This is a genomic window from Embleya sp. NPDC020886, from assembly GCF_044333915.1.
Taxonomy (GTDB): domain Bacteria; phylum Actinomycetota; class Actinomycetes; order Streptomycetales; family Streptomycetaceae; genus Embleya.
Window position 1 is genome coordinate 142,761 of the sequence record NZ_JBIRRX010000019.1, and the last position, 24,331, is coordinate 167,091.

The following is a 24,331-nucleotide window of genomic DNA, read 5'->3' on the forward strand; positions in this document are numbered from 1 at the left end:
GTCGGCTACCGCTACCGCTACCGCTACCGCCCCGCTGCGCGGTCGCGCGTGCCCGCGGCGACGGTGCCGGCGGTGCGGATGAGGGCCGCGGTGGCGGTGGAGCGCGATTGTTGCGGCCAGGCGATGGCGAGGACCACCGGTGGGGCGTCCGGGACCGGGCGGTAGACCACGCCGGGGCGCGGGTATCGGGCCGCGACGGAGGCGGGCAGCAGCGGAGTGACCCGGTTCAGGCCGACCAGGGCGAGGAGTTGGGCCAGGTCGCGGGTCTCGTGGCGGATCTCGTCGAGGAAACGATCCAGGTCGCCGGCCTCCAGGCCGAGGTCGGCGAGGGAGAGGTGGTCGCGGTCGGCGTAGGGGTGGCCGGCGGCGAGCGCGACGACGCGCGATTCGGCGATCAGCGTTTCGACGTCCAGACCGGTGCGGTCGAACGGCTCGTGGACCAGCGCCAGATCGGCCTCGCCGCAGCGCAGCAGCCGAGGTTGCTCGTGCCACCCGCACAGCCGGACGGCGACCGGAACGGCGCCGGGCTCGCGGGCGTAGCGGTCCAGGATCGGTTCGAGCAGTCCCGCGTCGCCGTCGGCCTTGACGGCCAGGACCAGCTTCGGCTCCGGGTCCGCCGCGCGCCGGGCCCGGCGACCGGCGGCCTGGAGGGCTTCCAGGGCGATTCGGGCCTCCGCGAGGAGCACCGTTCCGGCCGGGGTCAGCGTCACCCGGTGGGTGGTTCGTTCGAAGAGGACGACGCCCAGGTCGCTCTCCAGGCCGCGGATGGCGCGGGACAACGGCGGTGCGGAGATGCCCAATCGCTCGGCGGCGCGGGTGAAGTTGAGCTCCTCGGCGACGGCGACGAAGTAGCGCAGCGGGCGGGATTCCATGGCTTGGCCCTCCGTTCGGATCGCCTCACGGTATTGCCCTGAGGGTAACAAGCGAGAGCCGGACGATCCTTCAGTTCCGGCACCGGGCGCGGCAGGCTCGACGACATCCCGGGCGGCCCGCACCGCTTCCGGCGCGGCACGGCCTGCCCCGACCTTCCCTCCTTGGAGTTGTTCATGATCGTCGTCACCACCCCGACCGGACAGATCGGCCGGCAGGTCCTCGACCGTCTTCTCGACGCCCCCGAGCACGCCACCGCGGGAATCCGGGTGATCGTCCGCGACCCGGCCCGGCTGTCTCCGCGGGTACGCGAGCACGTCGAGGTCGTCCAGGGCTCGCATGCCGACCCCGCCGTGCTGACGAAGGCGTGCGCGGACGCGGACAGCGTCTTCTGGCTGGTGCCGCCGAGCCCGCGGGCGGACAGCGTGCAGGGCCACTTCCGCGCCTTCACCGAGCCGCTGTGCGCCGAGATCGCACACGGGCGCATCCGGCGGGTCGTCGCCGTCTCCACCCTGGGCCGCGGCGTGGCCGAGAACGCCGGGCAGATCTCGGCGTCGCTCGCCATGGACGAGGCGATCGAGGCCACCGGCGTGCCCTACCGGGCGTTGTGCGCCCCGTTCCTGATGGAGAACCTGCTGGGCCAGGTGCAGTCGATCCGCGACGCGGGCATGTTCTTCCTGGCCCTGGCACCGGACCGGGTCCTGCGCACCTGCAGCACCGGTGACGTCGCCGACACCGCGGCCCGGTTGCTGCTCGACGACACCTGGGCCGGCCAGGAGGACGTCCCGGTGGTCGGACCCGACGCACTGTCCCCGGAGGGCATGGCGCAGGTGGTTTCCGAGGTGCTCGAAGCCGCGGTCCGCGTCCGGCACACCGACGCCGCGGAGTACCGGGCCACCATGGTGCGGTACGGGGCAAGTGAGGCATGGGCTCGGGGACTTGCCGACATGGTGCAGGCCCTGGACGCGACGGGCTGCTACGGCGCCGATGTGCCCGGCACCCCCGAATCCGCGCCGACCGACTTCCGCCGCTGGTGCGCCGACGTCCTCAGGCCGGCCGTCCGGGCCTGACCGCGGCGCGCGGCACGGACCCGAAGGAGTCACGGTCCGGGTACCGGTACTCGGGTACCGCCCCCGCCCGAAATTCTCGTCCCGCCGTACGACGGCCGCCCCCGAATGCCCTGGCACAGTTGTGAGCACAAGGCACGGGGGCGGTTCGGGGCACCGATCGAGTCCCCGAATTCGGCTTCCGACGCGCCGTCTCGGCGCGGCCGGACCCACGACGAGCCACCAGTGCCCAACGCACTGCCGGGTGCGGGATCACCCCGCACCCGGGCCGGCCCGGACATCCGCCGCCGCACACCCATGGCGTCGTGGTCGCCGAATCACTCGACGGTCGAAATCTTTACGGGAGGCACCATGTTCGGGCGAGGCAAACGAGGCGACCGACGGGCGAATCCGGGGCCCGCCGCGTCCCCCCGCCCGGACCGGTCCGTACCGCACCGGCTCCCCCCGCACCACGGCGAGCCCGCCGCCTTCCCGTACGCACCCGCCGCTCAGGCGCCGGCACCCGCCCCCGCCGGCCCGCCCGCCGTACGACTCGAAGGGGTCGTCAAGACCTACGGGAGCGGCGCGGAGACGGTGCACGCATTGCGCGGTGTCGATCTGCAGATCCCCCAGGGCACCTTCACCGCCGTGATGGGCCCCTCCGGCTCCGGCAAGAGCACCTTCCTGCACTGCGCCGCCGGACTCGACAAGCCCGGCTCGGGTCGTGTGCTGCTGGGCGACGACGACCTCACCGCGATGAACGAGAACCAACTCACCCGGCTGCGCCGCACCCGCCTGGGCTTCGTCTTCCAGGCGTTCAACCTGCTGCCCTCGCTCACCGTCGAGAAGAACGTGCTGCTCCCGCTGCGCCTGGCCGGCGAACGCGCCGACCGCCGCCGCGCCGCCGAGGTGCTCGCCATGGTCGGTCTGCACGAGCACGCGAACCGTCGCCCCGCGCAGCTCTCCGGCGGCCAACAACAACGCGTCGCGATCGCCCGCGCCCTGGTCACCCGGCCCGACGTGCTGTTCGCCGACGAGCCCACCGGGGCGCTGGACACCACCACGGCCGCGGACGTGCTCGGGCTGCTGCGCCGGGCCGTCGACGAGAGCGGCGCCACCATCGTCATGGTCACCCACGACCCGGTCGCCGCCTCCTACGCCGATCGGGTCGTCTTCCTCGCCGCCGGTCACCTGGCCGGCCACCTGCACGCACCCACCCCCGAAGCGGTCGCCGCCCGGATGGTCGCCCTGTCGCAGCCGGCCCGAGCGCAGGGGCGGGCCGCCTGATGTTCCGCAGCAACGGGCTCGCCCGTACCTCCGTGCGCTTTCGACCCGCGTCATTCGCCGGATCCTTCATCGCCCTGCTGTTCGCCGCCACGCTGGTGACGATGTGCGGGATCTTCCTGGAAAGCGGCCTGCGCGCCCACGTACCGCCCGGTCGTTACGCGGACACGCCGATCGTGGTCGCCGGCCAGAACAGCGTGCACAAGACCTTCGGCAGCGGCGAGGACAAGGAGGAAGCCACCGTCGCCCTGCCCGAGCGCTCCCGGATCGACGCCGGGCTGGCCGCGCGCATCGCGGCCGTACCCGGTGTCGCCACCGTCCTGCCCGACCTCACCTTCCCCGCGCAGACTCCCGCCGCGGTCCTCGACGCCCACCCCTGGTCCGCCGCCCGCCTGGCGGGCACCACCCAGGTCGGCATCGCCCCCGGGGCCGGCGAGGCGGTGCTGACCACCGACGCCGCCGCCCGGGCCGACACCGGCATCGTCCCCGGCAGCACGCTGCGGGTGACCACCCCCTCGGGCGAGACCACCCTCAAGGTCGCGACCGTGGTCCCGGGCCGGGGCGCCCACCTGTACGTCGCCGACTCCGCGGCGGCCGGACTCGCCGGGAATCCCGGCAAGGTGACCGCGTTCGGCGTCCTGCTCGCCGACGGCGCCTCCACCGGGAAGGTCGCCGGCGACCTGCGCAAGACCCTCAAAGACGCCGACGTCAAGGTCCGCACCGGGGACGGGCGCGGCGAGGTCGACCACCCCGCACTGGGCGACACCAAGGTCATGCTCACCGCCGTCGGCGGGTCCTTCGGCGGCGTCGTCGCGATGGTCTCGATCTTCGTCGTCGCCGGTGCCACCTCGCTGTCCGTGGCCCAGCGCCGCCGCGACTTCGCCCTGTTGCGCGCCGTGGGCGCCACCCCCTGGCAGATCCGCCGCATGATCGCCACCGAGGCGGGCTGCGTGGCCCTGGCCGCCGGCCTGGTCGGGGTGCTGCCCGGGACCCTGCTCGCCCGGTTGTGGTTCGACCGGATGGTCGACCGGGGCATGGTCGAGCACGGCGTGAGCCTGTCGATCAGCCCGTTCCCGATGCTCGCCGCGGTCGGCGCCGGCATCCTGTCCGCGGTCCTCGCCGGGCTCCTGGCCGCCCGGGCAAGCGCCCGGACCAAGCCCACCGAGGCACTCGGCGAAGCCGGTATCGAGCGGGCCCGAGTCGGCTGGTTCCGCCTGGGCCTGGGCCTGGTCGCGCTCGCGGGCGCGGCGGTCCTCTCCGGCCTCGCGATGAAGGTCAGCGGCGATCAGGCGGTCGCGGCGGCCAGTGGCGTGATCATGCTGTTCATGCTCGGCGTCGGCCTGCTCGGCCCGCTCATCGCGCACCTGTTCGTCCTGCTCACCGGCGTCGTCCTGCGCCTGTTCGGCGCCCCCGGGCAACTCGCCTTCGACAACGCCCGCACGAACTCGCGCCGCCTGGCCTCCGCGATCACCCCGATCACGCTCACCGTCGCCTTCGCGACCACGCTCATGTTCATGTTCGCCGCGCAGGACCACTACAGCGAAAAGCAGTCCAAGGCCGCCCTGACCGCCGACCGGGTGGTCACCGGCCCCGGCTTCCCGGCCCGCACGGCCGGCGACATCGCACACATCCCCGGCGTCGACGCGGTCGCCTCGATCATGACCACCAGCGTGGTCATGTCCACCTCCGACGCGCTGGAGAAGTACCCCACCCAGGCCGTCGGCGGCACCGGCGGCGACCTCGCCAAGGTCCTCGACCTCGGCGTCCGCAACGGAGACCTGGCCGCCCTGCGCCCCGGCGCGGCCCAGCCCCCCGGCGGCGCGGTCGCGATGGACCGGCTCACCGCCGACGTCGTCAAGGCACGGGTCGGCAAGCCCATCGAGATGCGCCTCGGCGACGGCACCAAGATCAAGCCGACCCTGGTGGCCACCTACGACCGCGGCCTGGGCACCGCGGCGGTCACCCTCCCGCGCGCCACCGTGGAACACCACGTCGACGCCGCCATGGACGGCCGCCTGCTCGTACGCTTCGCCGACGGTGCGGACACCGCCGCCGCCGACGCCGCACTGAGCAAGGTCGCCGGGCAACACCCCGCCGCCAAGGTCTCCGACCGCGCCGGCTACGCCGCCGAGCGCGACCAGGCCCGGGAAACCAACAAGTGGACCAACCAGGTGATGCTGATCATCCTGGCCGGCTTCGCCACCATCGCCGCCGTCAACACGATGATCGTCTCCACCGCCGCCCGCCGCCGCGAACTCGGCCTGATGCGGATGATCGGCAGCACCCACGCCCAGGTGCGCGCGGTGATGCGCGGCGAGGCGGTCCTGGTCGGCGTCATCGGCCTGGCCCTGGGCCTGACCATCGCGATGATCACGCTCGTCCCGTTCGGCAAGGGCGCCTTCGGCGAGAGCACCCCCTACATCCCGATCCCGCTGCTCCTCGGCATCAGCGCCGCAGCCCTGCTCCTGGCGCCGCTCTCGGTGGCCCCGGTCACCCGACGCCTGCTGCGCATCGAACCCATCGACGCGGTCGGCGCAAAGGAGTGACCACCCCTTCGAAGGAGTAACCACCCCCTTCACCCGCCGCCCCCTGTCGCCCCCACCACGGGGCGACAGGGGGCGGCGGCACGTCGACGTTCGACCGATGGCATCGGGTGCCGGCCGGGCAGCGGCCCCGATTCGCGTCCGGCCGGACGCCCTACGCGTCCTCGGCGCTCACCCGTCCCGATTTCACCGCCGCCAACAGGGCCGCGTGGTCGTGTTCGTTCTGGTCGGCGTACGCCTCGGCGAAGGTGGTCAGGGCCCGGTCGAACACGTCGCCACCGCCCAGGTAGGCCGCGATCGCGATCCGGTCCCCGGACCTGGCATGCGCGCGGGCGAGCGTCGCGCCACACAGCTCGCCGAACGCGCGCATGCCGCGCGGTACCATCAGGGACGGCTCGGCGATGCCCTTCCAGTCGCGCAACTGCCGTACGTAGAAATCGCGTTCGCGACCATCGATGCCATCCAGGCGGATCCAGCCCAACATCATGTCACCCGCGGCCTGCATCAGGCGCTGACCCGCGACCACGCGCTCGCCCTGCATCGGATACGCGCTCGCGCCCGCATGCGCCGCCAGCACGGAGGTGTCGGCCTCCTTGGCCTGGAGGAACAACGGATCCCGGCCGTCCCGCCCCATCAGCAGGATGATCCAACAACGGGTGCCCACGCTGCCCACCCCGACCACCTTGCGGGCCATGTCCACCACGGTGTACTGGTCGAGCAGGCGCCGAAGGTCCGAGCGCAGCGTGCGTCGATAGCGGTCGATCAGTTCGTCGAGCCGCTCGCGCAACGCGTTGTGCATGCCATCGGGGAGGAGGAGTTCGGAGACCGGAGTGATCAGCGGCGGCGACGAGACGATCCGGGGCCGGCCGTCGACCTCGTGGGTGAGCTTGCCGAACGCCTGGAGGCTGTCCCGGGTGCGCGCCTTGGCCAGTGCCCGGGACATCCGCTTGCGCCCGCGCTTGTGCAACCGTCCCGATGCCAGGGCCTGGAGCAGGTCCGCGTCGGCCTTGGCGTACCACACGTCGAGATTGCGCATCCCGGCGAACCGGCGCATCTGTTCCCGATAGGTGCGAACGGTCGCGGCGACCACGTGCGCACGCTCTTCATCGGTGTAGCCGTTCTCCCGCCCCGCGATGACCAGACTCGTGGCCAACCGCTTCACGTCCCACTCCCACGGACCGGGCAGGGTCTCGTCGAAGTCGTTGAGATCGAACAGCAGCTGCCGTTCGGGCGAGGCCAACAAGCGGAAATTCATCAGGTGCGCGTCACCGCACAACTGCGCCCGAAGCCCCGAGGCGGGCGTACCCGCGAGATCCCCGGCCATGATCGCGGCGGCACCCCGATAGAACCGAAACGGCGACTCCGACATGCGCCCATAGCGAATCGGCACCAACTCCGGCACCCGCGACGCCGACTGCGCCTCGATCACGTCGATCGGATCCGGCCGCCGCCGAACCGGCGCGTACTCGCCATGACTGGAGCGGGGCGCCTTCGCCCGCGCCGCCCGCCCCCGCTCGGCCCGCTCCCGAGGCGACGCTCCCGCCGCATCGCGCACCCTGGTATCCGCCTTCGGCGTCATCACATGCCCTTCCGGAACCGAGGACGACACCCGGCCCACCCCACAGCAGACCCGAGTCCCGCACCCCTCGCGAGCCGAGTGCCTCCAACGAGTGATGCCGACGCGGGAAGGGCTTCGCGCCGAAATCGCGCGCCGTGTCGAGATAATCACGCCATGGATGCGAAGACGCTCTCGGTCGTGACGGAAACCTGCCGGACAGCCCTCGAAGGTCAGGTCGGGCGGGATTGGGATCGGCCGGTCCCCGGCATGACGTGGACGGTTGCCCAGGCCGTCGCGCACGTCGGCGACACCCTGCTCTGGTATGCCACGGATCTGGCGGGCGGGGCCCGGGAATTGAGCACCATGGACCTCGGGGTCCGGCCCGCCACGCCGCCCGCCGACCTGGTGCGCACGCTGGACACGTTCGCGACCGTGCTGGGCCGCGTGATCGAGGGCTCCACCGCCGACGCGCGCGGTTTTCACCCCTTCGGCGCGGCCGACGCCTCCGGCTTCGCGGCGATGGCCTGCGACGAGATGCTCGTGCACACGTACGACGCCCTGCGCGGCCTGGAGGTGGAGTTCACGCCGGCCGGCGACCTCGCGCGGGCCACCGCGGCACGGCTGTTCCCGTGGGCCCCGGCGCACCCGGACCCCTGGGAGACGCTGTTGTGGGCGAACGGCCGGCGGGACCTGCCCGGCTGCGCCCGGCAGACCGGTTGGCGATGGCACTGTGCCCCGCTGGACGAGTGGGACGGCACGATCCCGCACGATCCGCCCCGCCCCGAGACGCGCTCGGCGTAGGTAACTCGAACACGGTTGTACCGCTTTCCTGGATGCGCTTCGCTTACTCGAACACGCCTGTACGAGATGTCCGGCGGGTGTCGGCGGCCGGACCCGGTCGCCGGTCCGCCCGCTCGGGCCGGCACTTCGAGGAGCGAAACGATGTCCCACGACAGCCCGTCCACGGTCGGCGCGCACCACGTGCCCGACCCGCACACCCACGCGCATCCGCGGGTCGAGGCGCAGGACCCGCCGGTGCGCCGGCGTTGGTTCGTGCTGGTCCTGGTGTGCGTCGCACAGTTCATGCTGATCCTGGACGTCACGGTGGTGAACGTCGCGCTGCCGAGCATCGGCGCGGACCTGGGACTCGGGCGGGAGCCGCTGACCTGGGTGGTCACCGCCTACGCCCTCGCGTTCGGCGGCCTGATGATCCTGGGTGGGCGGATCGCGGACACGCTGGGCCGGCGGACCGGATTCCTGCTGGGCCTGGCCGTCTTCACCGCCGCGTCGCTGGCCGCCGGATTCGCCCCGAACGGCGCGGTGCTGCTCGGCGCCCGCGTCGCGCAGGGCGCTGCGGCCGCGCTGTTGTCGCCGGCGGCGCTCGCGCTGGTGACGGTCACCTTCCACGGCCCGGAACGCAACCGCGCACTCGGCGTCTGGGCGGCGATCGGCGGGAGCGGGGCGGCGGCCGGCGTCCTGGTCGGCGGGCTGTTGACGGCCGGCCCGGGTTGGCAATGGATCTTCTTCGCCAACGTGCCGATCGGCGCGCTCGTGCTGGCCCTGGCCGGGTCGGTGATCCCGGTCGCGCCGCCCGTCGCCGCGCGAACCCGCCCGGACCTGGCGGGAGCGCTCGCGGCCACGGCGGGAACGGCGGCGTTGATCCTGGGTGTGACGCGGGCGGGCGATCTCGGTTGGACGTCGCCGTGGACGTTGGCGTCACTGGCCGGGGCCGCGGTCGGCTACGCGCTCTTCGTCCTCGTCGAGCGCACGCGCACCGACCCCCTGGTGCCTCTGGCCCTGCTGACCCGCCGACCGGTGGTCTCCGGCGCGTTCGTGATGCTCGTGGCGAGCGGACTGTTGATCCCGCTGTTCTTCCTCGGCTCGCTCTACCTGCAACACGCCCTGGGCTTCGGCCCGTTGCGGACCGGGGCGGTCTTCCTGCCGGTGGCCGTCGCGGTGGCCGTCGGTGCCCATGTCGGGAGCCTGCTGGTCGGTCGGGTCGGTGCCCGGCCGGTGGGAGCGGGCGGTCTGACGATCGCCGCGGCCGGGGCCCTGTGGCTGAGCCGGCTGCCCGAGCACGGCGGACCGTCCGACGTGGTCCCCGGGTTGGCCCTGGCGGCGGCGGGCCTGGGACCCGCCTTCGTCGCGGCGACCACCACGGCGATGTCCCGGGTGCGGCACGACGAGGCGGGCATCACCTCGGGCGTCGTCAACACCTTCCACGAACTCGGCGGCGCGCTGGGCGTCGCCCTGGTCTCGGCGATCGCCGCACCCAGCCTCGCGGGCGGCGATGCCGGTGGAGTCGGCGGGTACACCGACGCGTTCCTCGGCTGCGCGGGCACGGCCGCGGTCGCGGCGCTCGTGGCATGGGTACTCGTGCCTGCGGGCAGGCCGCCCGCCTCCGACGGCCCGAGGCACGTGCACTGACCCTCGCCACCGGGCCGGCACCGCGGCCACGCGGGCGGGACGACTTCGACAGTAGGGTTGACCACCATGGGTGCGACATCACCACCGGCCGTACGGCGACGAGCCGACGCCGAACGCAACATCGCCGCCATCCTCGCCGCCGCGCTCGGCGCCTTCGGGCGCGACCCGGACGCCACGATGACGGACATCGCACGCGCCGCCGGCGTCGGACGGGTGACCCTGTACGGGCACTTCGGCTCCCGGGACGTGCTCCTGGAAGCCACGATCGGGCAGGTGCTGGGCGAGATGCACGCGCTGCTCGACGACGTCGAGGGCACCGCCGGGTCGGCCGACGAGGCACTGGTGCGACTCGCCCGCGAGGGCTGGCAGGTGCTGGACCGCACCCGCGGCCTGCGTCGGGCGGCCCTCAAGGCACTGGGCGAGGCGAGCCTGCGCCGACACCACGCCCGGGTCCTGACCCGGGTCGACGAACTCGTCGCGCGCGGTCGGAACGAGGGTGCCGTCCGCACCGACCTCCCGGCCGCGTGGCTGACCGCGACCTACTACGGGGTGATCCACACCGCCGCGGACGAGGTCGACGCCGGCCGCCTGGATCCCGCCGCGGCCGGGGACACCATCGCCGCGACCCTGCGCTCGGTCCTGGCCGCACCCGGGTGAGCCCGCCGGTGCCCGCCCGGTGTGGCCGGGCGGGCACCGGGGATCCCGTCAGAGGGTCGGGCGGCTGTTCGGGGTGTAGGCCCAGGGACGGACCGCTTCGAGGGCCGCGCCGACGCGGAAGACCATCTCGTCGTCGTACGTCTTGCCGACGATCTGCACACCGGTGGGCACACCATTGGACGCGAAGCCCGACGGCACGGCCAGGACGGGGACCCGGCTGCAGATGTTGAACGGCGGGGTCAGCGCCGCGTCCAGGTAGAAGTCCAGCTCGACGCCGTCCACCACGACCTTGGTCTCGGTGTAGTCGTCGTCCGCGACGAACGCCGGGATGGCCGTGGTGGGGCAGATCAACGCGTCGAACCCGTCGAGCAGTTCGCCCAGTTCGGCGTAGATGGCGCCTTCCAGGGCGAGCCCCTCGGCGAACGAGGTCCGGCAGGCCGCGGCCTTCTCGTGGAACGCCCGCAGGTACGGGTTGACCAGGTCCGGCGCGGCATTGATCGCCTCGCCCGCCTCGGCGCCCATGATCGCGGCGAAGTGGGCCATCAGGGCCCGGTTGACCAACTCGCGGGTCCAGCTCAGCTCGACCTCCTCGACCACCGCACCCGCGGCGCGCAGGGCCTCGGCGGTGGCGCGCGTGTTGGCGGCCACCTCGGGGTCGATCGGGTGGTCGCCGAGGGTGACGCTCAGCGCGATCCGCAGGCCCTCCGCGCCGCGCGCGCCGGCGAACTGCTCGGGCAGTACCAGCTTCGGACGCAGCGACACGACGTCGCCCTTCCACGGCCCCGCGATGACGTTCTCCAGCAGCGCGCAGTCGGCGACCGTGCGCGCCATCGGGCCGTCGTGGCAGTACTGGTCGAGGCTGTACGGCGGCATCGCCGGCACCCGGCCGAACGGCGGCTTGAACCCCACGACACCGTTGAACGAGGCCGGGATGCGGATCGAACCGCCGATGTCGGAGCCGCTGGCCAGCGGCGCGTATCCGGCGGCCAGCGCGGCACCCGAACCACCCGACGAACCGCCGCACGAGTACTCGGGGTTCCACGGGTTCCGGGTCACCCCCCACAACTTCGAACTGGTGAACCCGGCGGCGCAGAACTCGGGCGTGCTGGTGCGCATGTGCACGATGCCGCCCGCGTCGGTGATCCGCTGGATCACCGGGTGCGTCTCGGTGGCGACCTCGTCGACGAGCAGCAGCGATCCCTGACGGATCGAATGCCCCTCGATGGGGTGCTCCTCCTTGGCCGCGACCGGGATGCCCTCCAGCGGGCGAACCTCGCCGCGACCCTTGCCGAGGTAGCGCTGCTCGGCCTCGCGCGCCGCCGCGAACGCCTGGTCGTGCAGGGACTCCACGACCGCGTTGACGACGGGCTCGGCGGCGGCGGCCCGGTCCAGGACGGCGGTGAGCAGTTCGACGGGGGAGAGCTCGCGGGTGCGGAAGGCGGCCAGGGCCTCGGTCGCGGTGAGGTAGGCGAGATCGGTGGACGGGGTGGTGGTCATGGCGACTTCCCTGTGAGTTCTAGGGGTTCGGTGGTGTTCGGCGGGCGCGGCGCCGGCCGGCGCGGGTCGGCGGGCCCCCGGCCCCGTCGACCCGCGCCGGCGCGCCGACGCTCACGCCTCTTGTTCGGCGAGTGCGCGTCGGCTTTCGGCGATGCGTTCCGGGTCCCAGCCCACGCCCGGCACCGAGTCGATCAGCAGGCGGGTGTAGGGGTGTTGCGGCGCGGACAGGACGTCCGCGGTGCGACCCGACTCGACGATCCGGCCGTGGCGCAGCACGACGACGTCGTCGGTGATGTGCCGGACGACCGCCAGATCGTGGCTGACGAAGAGGTAGCCGATGCCCTGCTCCCGACGGATACGGGCCAGCAGGTCCAGGATCTGCGCCTGGATGGACACGTCGAGCGCGGCGACCGCCTCGTCCAGGATCAGCACCCGAGGGGTGGCCGCCAACGCACGGGCGATGGCCACGCGTTGGCGCTGACCGCCGGAGAGCCGGCGGGGCAGGGCGCCGGCCTCGCGGGTGCCCAGGCCCACCTGGTCGAGCAGTTCGGCCAGCCGGGTGGCCCGCCCGGGCCGATCGGCCTCGGGCGTGTGCAGGCGCAGGACCTCGTCGATGCTGTCCTGGACGGTGATCCGCGGGTCGAGGGAGAGGTAGGGGTCCTGGAAGACCATCTGGATCTCCCGGGCCCGGGCCAGGCGTTCCGCACGGGTGCGTGGCCGGTGGGCCCGTTCGTGGCCCTCCACCGTGATGCTGCCGGCGTCCGGGGTCTCCAGACCGACGAGCATCCGGGCGGTGGTGGTCTTGCCCGAGCCGGATTCGCCGACGATGCCCAGCGAGCCGCCGGGCGGCAGCGTGAAGCCGACGTCGTCCACCGCCTTGTGGTCGCCGAACGTGCGGCACAGGCCGCGGACTTCGAGCAGGGCCGGGGCCGGGTCGGTGGACGTGCTCACTGGAGGATCCCTTCGTCCGCCCGCAGGCACGCGACGGCCGCCGGGCCGTCGTGCACCAGCTCGGGAGTCTCGGTTCGGCAGCGCTCGATCGCGAACGCGCAACGGGCCGCGAAGGCGCAGCCGGTGGGTGCCTCCGCGAGGGACACCGGCCGTCCCGGGATCGGGCGCGGCGGCGCCGCGTCCGGCTCCAGGCGCGGTGTCGAGGCCAGCAGCGCGGCCGTGTACGGATGCCTGGGTCGGGCGAACAGCTCGGCGACCGGCTGGGATTCGACGATGCGCCCCGCGTACATGACGTAGATGCGGTCGCAGATCGCCGCCGCGAGCTCCAGGTCGTGGGTCACGAACAACATGCCGGTGCCGTGCCGCTGTTGCAGGCGTCGCAGGATGCCGACGACCTCCGCCTGGGTGGTGACGTCGAGCGCGGTGGTCGGCTCGTCGGCGAGCAGCAACGCGGGGTCGCCGGCCAGGGCGGCGGCGATCACCACACGCTGGAGCATGCCGCCGGAGAACTGGTGCGGGAAGCGGCGCAGCGCGCCGTGCGGGTCGCGGATGCCGACCTCGGTCAGCAACTCCTCGGCCCGGGCGGACGCTTGCTTCCTGGGCATGCCGCGTACCCGCAGCCCCTCGGTGAGGAAGTCACCGACTCGGCGCATCGGGTTCACCGACGCACGCGGGTCCTGGAACACCATCGCGACCTTGTGCCGGCGCACCTCGCGCAGCCCGGCCGCGCGCAGGGCGAGCACGTCGGTGCCCTCGACACGGACGGTGCCCTCGGTGCTCGCCCCCTTGGGCAACAGGCCGAGCACGGTGCGGCAGGCCACCGACTTGCCCGAGCCGGACTCGCCGACCAGGCCCACGGTTTCGCCGCGTTCGACCCGCAGGTCGACTCCGTTCAGGATCGGGCGCGCGGCAGCGTGGTCCGGCAGTCGCAGAGTCAGGCCGGCGATGTCGAGCAGTGGTACACCCCGCGCGTCGTCGGCGGCGACGGCGGTGTCGGCATCGGGCTCGGTCGTCGCGGGTCGCGTGGCCGGGTCGTCGGCCGTCGTCTTGTCGAACACGGCGCTCACCTATCCCGCTTGGAGACACGGTCGGCGAGACCTTCGCCGACGATTCCGAATGCGACGACCGCGATGACGATGGCCGTCGCGGGCGCGAGGGCGGGCAGCAGCACGTCCTTGAGGAGCGGGTTCTGCCCCTCGCTGACCATGACGCCCCAGTCGGCGGTGGGCGCCTGGACACCGAAGCCGAGGAAGGACAGGCCCGCGAGTTCCATCAGCGCGTAGCCGAAGTTGATCGCCGACTGGGCCAGCACGGTCGGGGTGATGTTGGGGATCAGATGCCGCGTGCAGATCGCCCAGCCGGACCAGCCCTGGACCCGATAGGACTCGATGTAGGGCCTGGTCTGTTCCTGGCGCGCGATCGAGCGCACCAGGCGGCCGACGTAGGGGGTGTAGGCGACCATCATCGCGATGACCGGTGCGGTCAGTCCCGCGCCGAACACCGCCACGCACAGGATCGCCAGCAACATCGCCGGGAACGCGAACAGCAGGTCCATCGAGCGCGAGAGCAGCGAGTCGACCCAACCGCCGCGCCACGCGGCCACCACGCCCATCGCGATGCCGAGCACGGTGGACACGCCGACCACCGCGAGCGGCCCCAGCAGCCCGGTACGGGCTCCGTACAACAGTCGGCTGAAGATGTCGCGGCCCGACTGGTCGGTGCCCAACCAGTGATCGGGGCCGGTACCGGCCAGCGAGTTCTTCAGATCGATGGCGTCGGGATCGTAGGGCGCGAGCAGCGGTGCGAACACCGCGAGCAGCACGAGCAGCACGAGGACCAGCACGGCCGCGGTGAACAGCGGTCCCTGGGCCGCGAGTTTGCGAATCCGGGCCGGTGCGCCGCGCCGGGTGGACGGTGTCGGTGCGGTGGCGTCCGGTGCGGACGCGGGTGCGGAGGCATTCACTTCGGGTCACCTCCCAGCGCGACGCGCGGGTCGATCAGCGGTTGGAGCAGGTCGACGATCAGGTTCGCGATCAGGAACGCGGCGACCACCAGCAGGGTCAGGGCCTGCACCACGGGGAAGTCCTTGACGGTCACCGAGTTGATCAGCAGGGAACCGACTCCCTTGACGCTGAAAGCGGTTTCCACGATCGAGGTCGCCACGAGCATGCTCGCGACCATGGTGCCGACCACCGTGACGATCGGGCCGAGCGCGTTGCGCAGGACGTGCTTGCGGATCACCAGACTCTCCGGCACGCCTCGCGAGCGGGCCACCTCGACGTGTTCGCGGGAGAGTTCGTCGAGCATCGCGGAGCGGGTGACCCGGGCCAGCAGGCCCGCGAAGGTCAGCGCCAGCGCGATGGCCGGCAGGGTCAGATGCCACGCTCGGTCGCCGAATCCCTCGCCCGCGCCGTAGAGCGGGAACCAGCCCAGTTTGACGGCGAAGACCGAGGTGAGCACGGTCGCCGCGATGTAGGACGGGATGGCGATCGAGGTGCCCGTCCAAGCCAGCACGAGCTTGTCGACCAGACCGGGCCGAAGGGCCGAGGCGATGCCCAGGATCAGTCCGACGACGGTGACCAGCACCATCGCGTAGACGATCAGGAACAGCGTGGTCGGCAACTTCTGCGAGATCAACTCGGCCACGTCCTGCCGGAATTGCACGGAGCGACCGAAGTCGCCGCCGAGCACGTCGCCGAGCCACAGGAAGTACTGCTTGGCGAAGGGTTCGTCCAGGTGATACTGGGCGGTCAGCGCGGCTCGGGCCGCCGGGGTGACCGGACGCCCGCGCATCAGGAAGGACACCGGGTCGCCCGGCGCCAGGTGCACGGCGCTGAAGACCACGAACGAGGTCGCGAACAGCACGAGTACCAGGCCGACGAGGCGGCCGAGGAGGAATCGGAGCAGGGGACGGTTCATCAGTTCGCGGCACCCAGGGTAGCGGCCCAGGGGAAGGAAAGCTGGGTGATGTTCGGGGTGGCGCCGGTGACGCGCTTGCCCTGGTAGAGCGACAGCGGCGAGTCCCACAGCGAGATGGCGGGCAGCTCGCGCAGCGCGATCTCCTGCAGCTTGGCCGTCAGTTGGGCACGGGTCGCCGGGTCGCCGGTGCCCAGCGCCTGCTGCGCGATCGTGTCGTACTCGGGGTCGGACCAGCCCCCGTAGTTGGCGAACTCGCCGGTCTGCAGGGTCTGGTAGAACTCCAACGGATCCGGCGTGACGTCGTAGCCGCTGGTGACCAGGAGATCGATGCCCGCGCGGCTGGACGGGTCGGTGAACAGCGCGGTGTACGCGTCCGGGGCGATGGTGCGGAGTTCGACGTCGAGGCCGATCTCCTTGCCGGCGGCCTGGATGGCGTTGGTCGCGACGGTGATCTCCGGGGCCAGGTTGCTGGTCGCGACGACGACCTTCTTGCCACCCGCGCCGGCTTCGGCGATGAGCTTCTTGGCCCCGGCCACGTCCCGGGTGACGGGGGGCAGCGCGTCGTACTGGGCCTTGGCCTGCTCGGCGGGGATGGTGGCCCAACCGGAGGCGGGAACGGGCGCCTTGGCGACGGTGCCGTAGCCGTTCAGGCCCGCCTGGATGATGCCCTCGCGGTCGATCGCCATGGACAGCGCGCGTCGTACCCGCACGTCGCCGAGGGCACCCTTGAGGTTGGTGACGGCGGCCGAGTAACTGCCGGTGATGTCACCGAAGTACAGCTTGCCGTCGCCGGCCTTGAGCTTGTCGTACGAGTTGGTGGGCAGCAGGTAGCCGCCGTCGACCTCGCCGGTGAGCAACGCGTTGGCGCGCGCGGCCGGGTCCTGGATGAAGACGAACTCGACCTCGCCGGTCTTGGGCATCAGCGCGCTGTCCCAGTAGGCGTCGTTGCGCTTGAGCGTGATGGATGTACCGGGCTTCCACTCCTTGACGGCGAAGGGACCGGTGCAGTTCACGCCGCCCTGGGGGTTGCCGTAGTCCTTGCCGGCCTTGGCCAGGAAGGCGGCGCTCTCGATGGTGCCCGCCGACGCGCCCAGTTGCTCGTTGAGCAGCACGTTGGGGCGGGTGAGCTTGATGGTGACTTCGAGCGGGCCGGTGTCGGTGATGGACGCGACGTCCTTGAAGGCGGTGCTGTACACGGAGCCGACTTCGGGATCCATCTGGCGCTGGAGGCTCGCCACGACGTCCTTGGCGGTCATCACGGTGCCGTCGTGGAACTTGACGTTCTCGCGCAGCGAGTAGACCCAGGTCAGCGGATCCGGGTTGGTGAACTTGGCGGCCAGCCCGGGGGAGATGGTCAGATCCGGGTTGATGCGCAGGAGTTGGTCGCACACGTTCGCGAGCACGGTGTTGATCGGGTAGTCGAAGCCGTACGCGAAGTCCAGCGTCTGCGGTTCGGCGTACAGCGACCACTTCACCTTGTCGAGCGGTCCCTTGGCGGCGGGGCTGTCCTTGGTGATGCGGTACCCGGGGTCCGAGGCCGACGAGTTGTCGCTGCCACCACCCGAGCACCCGACGGCGGTCAGGGCCACGACGGCGGCGAGGGCGGCGGTTTTGGGCATGCGCAAGTAACCCACCTCTTTCGGAGGGACAAAGAAGGCACAGCGACGCGGATGCGGCGTGGCGCGCGTCAGGACAGGTGCCGGTGAGTATTGATGCGGGAACGTTCCCGCGCAAGGGTTTGCGGGCAGGTGTCTCATGGATGGAGGAAAGGTTTCCAATGCGTCACGAGAGAGCGTGTGCGCGCTTTTTGACGACCCGTCACGAGGTTGGAACGGGGAGTGGCGAGCGGAGGCGAATTGCCTGGTGGGGGTGAGGGTGGAGATGCATTCCGGCTGCGGCGGCGGCCGACGGGCGGATGGCGGTCGGGCGGGCGGTGTCGTGGGTGCCGAGAGGCCGTCGGTGGGGGGCGGTCGAGGCCGACCCATCACGGAATGGTCACTCACCGTGCCCAATCAACTACTACGCTGACGGCATGAGTTCCCCCAGGCTGTTTCGTCACCTCCTTGCCGTCGCCGCCGTCGTTGTCGTCACCCAGGGCCCGATTCCCTCCGCCGTCGCCCGGACGGTGGACCGCCTCACCGTGACCGTGGCCGACAATCCCGAAGGCGTGCGGACGTACACCCTGCAATGCCACCCCGCCGGCGGCAGCCACCCGGAACCCGCGCGGGCCTGCGATCGACTGGAGGCCCCGACCGCCGTCGACGCGGACCCCTTCGCACCGGTGCCCGGCGGTGCGCACTGCACGATGGTCCACGGCGGACCGGCCACCGCGCGCATCACCGGCACGTGGGCGGGCCGTTCGGTCGACGCCGAGTTCAGGCGCACCGACGGCTGCGAGATCGCCCGCTGGGACAACCTCGTCCCGGTCCTGCCCCAAGCGCGCTGATCCGGCTCCCGGGGCCCCAAGGAGCCACACGCGGCATCGCCCCCGATACCGCCGACGATCGCCGACAGGACCCGGCCCACCGATTGCGGCATTCGTGGCATTGTGGCCCCTCGTTCGGCGTGCTCCGGGGGCGCGGACGGGGTGGGCGTGCTGGAGTCGAGGGCGTGCCGGGCTGTGGGTGCGAGGACGAACGCGTCCGCGGCCCGGTCGACGTATCGGCGACGGGTCCGCGCGGGAGCTGTGATGACATCCGATAGCCACATCGAGGATCCGGACGAGGGCGGCCCCTGCCCGCTGGGCGCGCGGTCGGCGCACCCGTGTGGCGGGCCCACCGACGAGTGGGGTGTGCCGATGTGGGGGCGGGTGCCCGGGATCGACGACCTGCCCGGGTGCGGGGTGCACGTGGGCGAGGTCCTGGTCACGCGGGACCCGGAGTCGTGGGTCGGCCTGCTGTTCGAGGAACCCGTCGGCAACACCGACCCGGACCGCGAGCAGCGCGCGGCGGTCGCGGAGTTCGCCGAACACCTGGCCCTGGACGTCGCCGACCAACGCGCCGCCGACGCCGCCGATCCGGACGCGGTGGTGCTCCGCCCGGCAAGCACCGCAGAACTCACCCGAGCGGTGACCTATGCCTTGGGCACGGTCGGCGCCGGCCGGCGGGGGACCGGGGCCCGCGTCGGGCCCGGGCGGTCGGGCGGTGTGGCGGCGGCCGTCGAGCGCACCTGCGATCACCCGTACCAGGATCGCCCGTACCACGCGTCGTCCGGTCGTGCGTCGTGACCTCGGGGGATCGTTTCCGGCCATGAACCGGCATCACCGGGAATCGGTGCCCGCGCGAACCGGTATCGGAGTCCTCGTTCCCCCGAACTACGAACCGTAACGCGCCGGTTCGTAGGGCCCGGGTACATGGCCGACCGCCCCGCGCGCAACCCGTGCTCGCCCGGATCCGACCGTCGCGCGTGGCGAATACCCGTCCCGGCGAACCCTTTTCGGCCTGCTGCCTCCCGTCGTGCTGTGTCCGGGCACGCTCGGCCCGGCGGCCTCCGCCGGTGCGGCGACGCCCGAGCCGGACCCGGCGCGAGCGCTCCGAGCCGGTGCCCGACCGCCCGCATTCCACCGAACCCGGCGCGCCCGACGCCGACCTGCGCGCCGTCGATCGCATGATCGGCGCCGCCGACCTCGTCGGAGTCGGCGAAGTTACGCACGGTTCCACCGAGACCGGGACCGGGAGTCGCGACCCACGGCCGGGATGGGCGAGACCGTCGACACGCACCAGCGACTTCCGTTGGCCGACCGTCGGCGGATGCGGGACAACGTGGTGCGCGGCTGCCTGCGACCATGCTGCACCGGGACAAGGCGATGGCCGACAACATTCCGTATGGCAACGCAACACGGGTGAGGGCGTGTTCCTCCCCACACCCAATCAGCACATCACGGCCGCCTCGGCGGTGCAGACGAACTGGACGGAACACCAAGGGAGTTCCTACGGGAAGGCGCGGGTGCCCGCTAGGTCAACGGACTCGCAACTCGACAACACGCGCCTGGTGTCCAGTTACGACGTACTGATCCACCTGCGCGCCGTCAGCACCACCAAGGCCCACTGACGGACCGTTAACAGGTGTGTCACAAGGGAGTTCACCAAGGAAGTTCACCACCACACGGTGGCATCCAAAACCGAACCGAACCGAACCGGCACGCCGACCTCCCACCACCCCCGCGAATCGGCCCGCGTCGCCGACCCGAATGACGGCTCCGTCCCGGCTATCCCTCCGCCGCGTGCATCCGAGCGTAGATCCGCTGCACCACCGCCTCCTTGCGCGCGTTGTACTCCATCGCATGGCGGGCGCCGGGCGCGGCGGCGGACTTCGCGGTCGCGTACAGGTCGCAGTCGTCGGGGTGCGAGCGCAGCCAGTCCCGAAACCTCAGGTGCCGGACGGGTTCGGGTGCGCCGGGACCGAACACGTGCAGATTCACGCGCGGTTGGGCGAGCCGCAACATGCGGTGTTCGTGCCACCAGGGTTCGCGCACGGTGAGGTCGTAGCCGAGCGCGGCGAGTTGCGGGACGTACGTCTCCTCCCGACGCGGGTCCGCGACCACGAGGTCGATGTCGATCACGTCCTTGGCCGCGAGGCCCGGCACGGCGGTGGAGCCGACGTGGGTGATGTCGAGGATCCCGTCCACCAGGACCTCCCGGATGCGATCCCGGAGCACCGCATAACGGCCCGGCCACGCCTCGTCGTACGCGACCACCTCGATGCGCTCGACCGCGGGCGCGCCGTGCACCCAGGGATTGCCCTCCTCCGCCGGCAACGCCCCGGGTGCGTCGCCCTGTTGCCCGCCCTGCCGCCGATCGCCGGCACCGCACCCGTCATCGTTCGCCATTGACCGATGGTAATCGAGGGCATCGAGCAACCCGGGCCGATCCGGTGCCCTCCTCCGCCGGGACCGAATGCAACCGGAGTATGCCGTACCCATCCGCCCTGCCCCCAGGAAAGTTGACGCGGAACCCAACCGGTCCGCTAATAATAGATCGATGGGTCGATCTATGAATCACGGACCGCGGACCACGGATCGTGCGATCGCCGCCGCCTGCCTTGCGTGCCCCGTCTTCATTCCAGGCCCCCGACGAGCGGGAGACAGACATGAACGATTCCCAAGGGTTCGATCGACCGACCAGCCGACGCGGATTCCTCCGGACCGTGGGTGCCGTGGGTGGTGCCGGGGCGGCGTTGTCCGCGATGGGGGCGCTCGGTCTCGCGCCGTCGGCGGCGAGCGCCGCGACGCCGCCGTTCCGGGCGCCGCGCGCGTCCGACTTCACGCTCACCGGGCGCCGGCCGGCGAGTGTCGTGGTGGTGGGCGCCGGTGTGGCCGGGCTGACCGCCGCGTACGAACTGGGCAAGGCCGGCCACGATGTGACCGTGCTGGACGCCCGGCCGCGGATCGGCGGGCGCAGTCTCACGGTGCGCGGCGGTGACGTGCTGACCGACCGGAACGGGGTGACGCAGCAGGCGAGTTTCGCGCCCGGCCAGTATTTCAACGCCGGACCGGCGATGCTGCCGCAGTGGTCGGTCAGCACCGACTACTGCCGTGAACTGGGGGTGCCTCTGGAGGTGTTCGCGATATCGAACACGAACACGTTCGTGTTCGACCCGAAGAGCTCCGACCGGCCGAGGTTTCAGACCGCGCAGGCGGACGCGTACGGCGTGGTCGCCGAGTTGTTGGCGAAGGTGACCGATCAGGGCGCGCTCGATCGCGAGTTGACGGCGGCCGACAAGGAACGTCTGCTCGGATTCCTGAAGACGATGGGCGACCTCGGCGACGATCTGGGCTACCGGGGTGATCCGCGCCGGCGCGGGTTCGCGGTCGTGCCCGGCGCGGCCGGATCGCCGGGTGTGCCGTTGCCGCCCCGGGGTTCGCTGGATCGCGTGTTCACCGAGCAGCTCTCCCGGCACTGGTATCTCGACGCCGGTTTCGACATGGCGTCGACCCTGTTCCAGCCGGTCGGCGGCATGGATCGGATCGTCGAGGCCCTGGCCGACCGGGTCGGCCGGCAGCGGATTCGCTGCGGCATCGAGGTCACCTCGATCACCGACGGGCCGCACGGGACGCGGGTGTCGTATCGCGGATCCGCGCACGGCGTGCTCGACGCCGAGTACTGCATCGTGACCGCGCCGCCGCTGGTGGCCGCCCGGATCGCCGGACTGCCCGCCGACGCGACCGCACTACTGCGCGGCTTCCTGGCGGAGTATCCCGGCAAGATCGGCCTGGAGTACCGCAGTCGGTGGTGGGAGGAGGACTTCGCGATCCACGGCGGCCTCACCTCCTACGGCGAGGACGGGTCGCTGTGGTACCCCTCCTCCGACTACCGCGGCGAACGCGGCGTGATGGTGGCCTACTTCGAGCGCGCGGAGACCACGATCCAGTCGCTCCCGCCCGCCCAACGCCTGGCCGAGGCGGTGCAGCGCAGCGTTCGGGTGCACGGCGCGAAGGCCCGTACCGAGCTGGCGGGTTCGTTGTCGATCATGTGGGGTCTCGAACCGTTCGTCGAGGGGGGTTGGCAACCGGCCGACACACAGGACAACGGCGTGGTCAACAGTCCCCGATTCCGCCCGCTCACCGAGCCGACCGGCCGAGTCTTCTACGCCGGCGACTGGCTCAGCAACATGCTCGGTTGGCAACACGGTTCCATGCTCTCGGCCCGCAAGGCCGTGGAAAAGGTGCACACTCGCGCCCTGACGAGCTGAGGACCCGAAACGGCGGTCAAAGCCGGGTGGCCGTGCGGACCAGCCCGGCGAGGGCACGGGAGCGGCTGTGCGCGGGCCAGGCGATGTGGGTGACGACGGGGGGCGCGTCGGTCAGCGGGACGGCGGTGTGTTCGGCCCACAACCAGGCGCGGGCGGATTCGGGGATGACGGCCACGGTGCGTCCGAGGGCGATGAGCTGGGCGAGTTGCGTCTGGTCGTGGACCTCGGGGCCCGGGCCGGGTGGGTAGCTGCCGTGGCGCGGCCAGCGGGCGAGCGGAAGGCCCGGGATGTTGCCGACGTCGGCCATGGACAGCGTCTCGTGCGCGGCGAGGGGGTGCCCGACGGGCAGGATGGCGACCTGCCCCTCGGTCAGCAGTTCCTCGCTGTCGAACCCGGCGAGGGAGTTGAACGGCGCGTGCATGAGCGCCACATCGGCGCGGCCGTCGCGCAACATTTCCTCCTGCTCGCACGTACCGCTCGGCAGCACCTCGATCTCGACGGCGTCGGGTTCGGCTGCGTAGGTGTCCAGGAGCTTCTGGAGCAGTTCGTGAAACGCGGCGGCCTTCACGGCCAGCACCAGACGGTTGTGCGGGCCGCCGCGACGGTCGGCGCCACCGGCGCGACGGGTGCGGCGAGCGGCGGCGGTGGTCGCGTCCAGGGCGGCACGGCCCTCCTGCAGCAGCACCTCTCCCGCGACGGTCAGCGAGACGCCGCGGCGGTTGCGTTCCAACAAGGAGACGCCGAGGCGCCGTTCGAGCTGTTGGATCGCCCGGGACAGCGGCGGTTGGGCCATGCCGAGGCGCTCGGCGGCGCGGCCGAAGTGCAGCTCCTCCGCGACGGCTGCGAAGTACCTCAGCTCGCGGGTCTCCAAAGTGTCCACGCCGACAACATACCCCTCGGTGATACCCACCGGGTATGACAGGGCACCGGATCGGTGTTGGCTGCGCCATTCGTCCGGGAGCGAGCATCGACACCATGAGCGAAACGAAGATCGCGCTGGTGACCGGCGCGAACAAGGGAATCGGATACGAGATCGCGGCCGGGCTGGGTGCCCTCGGACACCGCGTGGGAGTGGGAGCGCGCAACGAGGCCCGGCGTTCGTCCGCCGTCGAGAAGCTGCGCGCCGCCGGAGTGGACGCATTCGAGGTGCCCCTGGACGTGACCGACGACGGGAGCGTCACCGAGGCCGCAGCACTGATCGAACGGCAGGCCGGGCGCCTGGACGTCCTGGTCAACAACGCCGGCATCTCCGGGGACATGGGGCCGGGGTGGGTGCAGGACCCCAGCACGCTGGACCTCGACCTGGTCCGCACGGTCGTCGAGACCAACGTCATCGGCGTCATCCGGGTGACCAACGCGATGTTGCCGCTGCTGCGGCGCTCGGCGTCGCCACGCATCGTCAACGTCTCCAGCGCCGTCGCCTCCCTGACCCGACAGGCCGACCCGAACATCGAGATCGGCCCCATCATGGCCGCCTACGCGCCGTCGAAGTCCTTCCTCAACGCCGTCACCCTCCAGTACGCCCGCCACCTCGCCGACACGAACATCCTGATCAACGCCGCCTGCCCCGGCCTGGTAGCCACCGACTTCACCGCCTTCCACGGCCCCCGCACTCCCCAACAGGGCGCAGCCACAGCCATCCACCTCGCCACCCTCCCCAACAACGGCCCCACCGGCTCCTTCGCCGAGGACGAAGGCATCATCCCTTGGTAACCCCACCCGCCCCCCGACCCACCCCAACCCGCCCCACCCACCCCTCGGCGCGTCAGCGCCCCCGACCCAGCCCGCCCCCGTGATCGACGCGCGCAGCGCGGAGAGCGGCGGAGCCGCAAACTTTGACTTCGTGGCCCGTAGCGAAGCGAAGGGACACGAAGTCACGAGCGAGGGGC

General features: G+C 71.9%; 21 protein-coding genes. 11 read left to right on the forward strand and 10 right to left on the reverse strand.

Annotated elements, in window-relative coordinates; translation table 11 throughout:
• Positions 1-23: 23 nt before the first annotated feature.
• Positions 24-872 carry a LysR family transcriptional regulator gene (locus tag ACH4U8_RS40590; RefSeq protein WP_360312216.1) on the reverse strand — a complete coding sequence of 283 codons (849 nt, stop codon included), beginning with the start codon at positions 870-872 and terminating at the stop codon, positions 24-26.
• Between the two features lie 174 nt (positions 873-1,046).
• Here ACH4U8_RS40590 and ACH4U8_RS40595 point away from each other — a divergent pair, with 174 nt between their 5' ends.
• The 3 genes from ACH4U8_RS40595 (at position 1,047) to ACH4U8_RS40605 (ending at position 5,746) form a co-directional block, all read left to right on the forward strand.
• Positions 1,047-1,940 (forward strand): NAD(P)H-binding protein, encoded by an 894-nt coding sequence (locus ACH4U8_RS40595; protein WP_395783187.1) that lies wholly within the window; start codon positions 1,047-1,049, stop codon positions 1,938-1,940.
• Positions 1,941-2,288: 348 nt separating this feature from the next.
• Entirely contained in the window at positions 2,289-3,203 is a 915-nt protein-coding gene (locus tag ACH4U8_RS40600) for an ABC transporter ATP-binding protein (protein ID WP_360312214.1), read from the forward strand.
• On the forward strand, positions 3,203-5,746 hold the full coding sequence (locus ACH4U8_RS40605) for an FtsX-like permease family protein (protein ID WP_395783189.1): 2,544 nt from the start codon (positions 3,203-3,205) through the stop codon (positions 5,744-5,746). The genes ACH4U8_RS40600 and ACH4U8_RS40605 overlap by 1 nt, the downstream gene beginning before the upstream one ends.
• A gap of 151 nt (positions 5,747-5,897) precedes the next feature.
• Here the strand turns inward: ACH4U8_RS40605 and ACH4U8_RS40610 are convergent, their stop codons facing one another.
• Positions 5,898-7,322: a DUF2252 domain-containing protein gene (locus tag ACH4U8_RS40610; RefSeq protein ID WP_395783191.1), complete on the reverse strand. Its 1,425-nt coding sequence runs from the start codon at positions 7,320-7,322 to the stop codon at positions 5,898-5,900.
• A 153-nt stretch (positions 7,323-7,475) separates the two neighbouring features.
• Between ACH4U8_RS40610 and ACH4U8_RS40615 the strand changes: the two genes are divergently transcribed.
• The 3 genes from ACH4U8_RS40615 to ACH4U8_RS40625 all read left to right on the forward strand — a co-directional run bounded on the left by ACH4U8_RS40615 (position 7,476) and on the right by ACH4U8_RS40625 (position 10,385).
• Entirely contained in the window at positions 7,476-8,102 is a 627-nt protein-coding gene (locus ACH4U8_RS40615; RefSeq protein WP_380021195.1) for a maleylpyruvate isomerase N-terminal domain-containing protein, read from the forward strand.
• A 141-nt stretch (positions 8,103-8,243) separates the two neighbouring features.
• Complete coding sequence (locus tag ACH4U8_RS40620) at positions 8,244-9,728, forward strand: MFS transporter (protein WP_395783193.1); 1,485 nt, start codon at positions 8,244-8,246, stop codon at positions 9,726-9,728.
• A 66-nt stretch (positions 9,729-9,794) separates the two neighbouring features.
• Positions 9,795-10,385 (forward strand): TetR/AcrR family transcriptional regulator, encoded by a 591-nt coding sequence (locus ACH4U8_RS40625; RefSeq protein WP_395783195.1) that lies wholly within the window; start codon positions 9,795-9,797, stop codon positions 10,383-10,385.
• Between the two features lie 48 nt (positions 10,386-10,433).
• On the opposite strand, the gene ACH4U8_RS40630 is transcribed toward ACH4U8_RS40625, so the two are convergent.
• From ACH4U8_RS40630 to ACH4U8_RS40655, 6 genes are all read right to left on the reverse strand, one after another.
• Complete coding sequence (locus ACH4U8_RS40630; RefSeq protein WP_395783197.1) at positions 10,434-11,882, reverse strand: amidase; 1,449 nt, start codon at positions 11,880-11,882, stop codon at positions 10,434-10,436.
• Positions 11,883-11,993: 111 nt separating this feature from the next.
• A complete protein-coding gene (locus ACH4U8_RS40635; protein ID WP_395783199.1) occupies positions 11,994-12,833 on the reverse strand; it encodes an ABC transporter ATP-binding protein in 840 nt (279 codons plus the stop codon).
• Positions 12,830-13,900 (reverse strand): ABC transporter ATP-binding protein, encoded by a 1,071-nt coding sequence (locus ACH4U8_RS40640; protein WP_395783201.1) that lies wholly within the window; start codon positions 13,898-13,900, stop codon positions 12,830-12,832. The genes ACH4U8_RS40635 and ACH4U8_RS40640 overlap by 4 nt, the downstream gene beginning before the upstream one ends.
• Complete coding sequence (locus ACH4U8_RS40645) at positions 13,897-14,796, reverse strand: ABC transporter permease (RefSeq protein WP_395783203.1); 900 nt, start codon at positions 14,794-14,796, stop codon at positions 13,897-13,899. Before ACH4U8_RS40645 ends, ACH4U8_RS40640 begins: the two co-directional genes overlap by 4 nt.
• Complete coding sequence (locus ACH4U8_RS40650) at positions 14,793-15,752, reverse strand: ABC transporter permease (protein ID WP_360324592.1); 960 nt, start codon at positions 15,750-15,752, stop codon at positions 14,793-14,795. Before ACH4U8_RS40650 ends, ACH4U8_RS40645 begins: the two co-directional genes overlap by 4 nt.
• The gene (locus ACH4U8_RS40655; protein WP_395783205.1) at positions 15,752-17,371 is read right to left on the reverse strand and encodes an ABC transporter substrate-binding protein; all 1,620 of its coding nucleotides are present in this window, start codon (positions 17,369-17,371) and stop codon (positions 15,752-15,754) included. The genes ACH4U8_RS40650 and ACH4U8_RS40655 overlap by 1 nt, the downstream gene beginning before the upstream one ends.
• 413 nt (positions 17,372-17,784) lie before the next feature.
• Between ACH4U8_RS40655 and ACH4U8_RS40660 the strand changes: the two genes are divergently transcribed.
• From ACH4U8_RS40660 to ACH4U8_RS40670, 3 genes are all read left to right on the forward strand, one after another.
• Positions 17,785-18,198 carry an SSI family serine proteinase inhibitor gene (locus tag ACH4U8_RS40660; protein WP_395783207.1) on the forward strand — a complete coding sequence of 138 codons (414 nt, stop codon included), beginning with the start codon at positions 17,785-17,787 and terminating at the stop codon, positions 18,196-18,198.
• A gap of 243 nt (positions 18,199-18,441) precedes the next feature.
• The gene (locus ACH4U8_RS40665) at positions 18,442-18,978 is read left to right on the forward strand and encodes a hypothetical protein (RefSeq protein WP_379991629.1); all 537 of its coding nucleotides are present in this window, start codon (positions 18,442-18,444) and stop codon (positions 18,976-18,978) included.
• Positions 18,979-19,601: 623 nt separating this feature from the next.
• Positions 19,602-19,802 carry a hypothetical protein gene (locus ACH4U8_RS40670; protein WP_395783209.1) on the forward strand — a complete coding sequence of 67 codons (201 nt, stop codon included), beginning with the start codon at positions 19,602-19,604 and terminating at the stop codon, positions 19,800-19,802.
• A gap of 157 nt (positions 19,803-19,959) precedes the next feature.
• Here ACH4U8_RS40670 and ACH4U8_RS40675 read toward each other — a convergent pair whose 3' ends face one another.
• Positions 19,960-20,580, reverse strand: a complete 621-nt coding sequence (locus ACH4U8_RS40675) for a GrpB family protein (protein ID WP_395783211.1) — start codon at positions 20,578-20,580, stop codon at positions 19,960-19,962.
• A 260-nt stretch (positions 20,581-20,840) separates the two neighbouring features.
• On the opposite strand from ACH4U8_RS40675, the gene ACH4U8_RS40680 reads away from it, so the two are divergent.
• On the forward strand, positions 20,841-22,442 hold the full coding sequence (locus ACH4U8_RS40680; protein ID WP_395783213.1) for a flavin monoamine oxidase family protein: 1,602 nt from the start codon (positions 20,841-20,843) through the stop codon (positions 22,440-22,442).
• A gap of 16 nt (positions 22,443-22,458) precedes the next feature.
• Here the strand turns inward: ACH4U8_RS40680 and ACH4U8_RS40685 are convergent, their stop codons facing one another.
• The gene (locus ACH4U8_RS40685) at positions 22,459-23,322 is read right to left on the reverse strand and encodes a LysR family transcriptional regulator (RefSeq protein WP_395783215.1); all 864 of its coding nucleotides are present in this window, start codon (positions 23,320-23,322) and stop codon (positions 22,459-22,461) included.
• Between the two features lie 95 nt (positions 23,323-23,417).
• Between ACH4U8_RS40685 and ACH4U8_RS40690 the strand changes: the two genes are divergently transcribed.
• Positions 23,418-24,155, forward strand: coding sequence for an SDR family oxidoreductase (locus ACH4U8_RS40690; protein WP_395783217.1), 738 nt, complete (start codon positions 23,418-23,420; stop codon positions 24,153-24,155).
• The last annotated feature ends 176 nt before the right edge of the window (positions 24,156-24,331 follow it).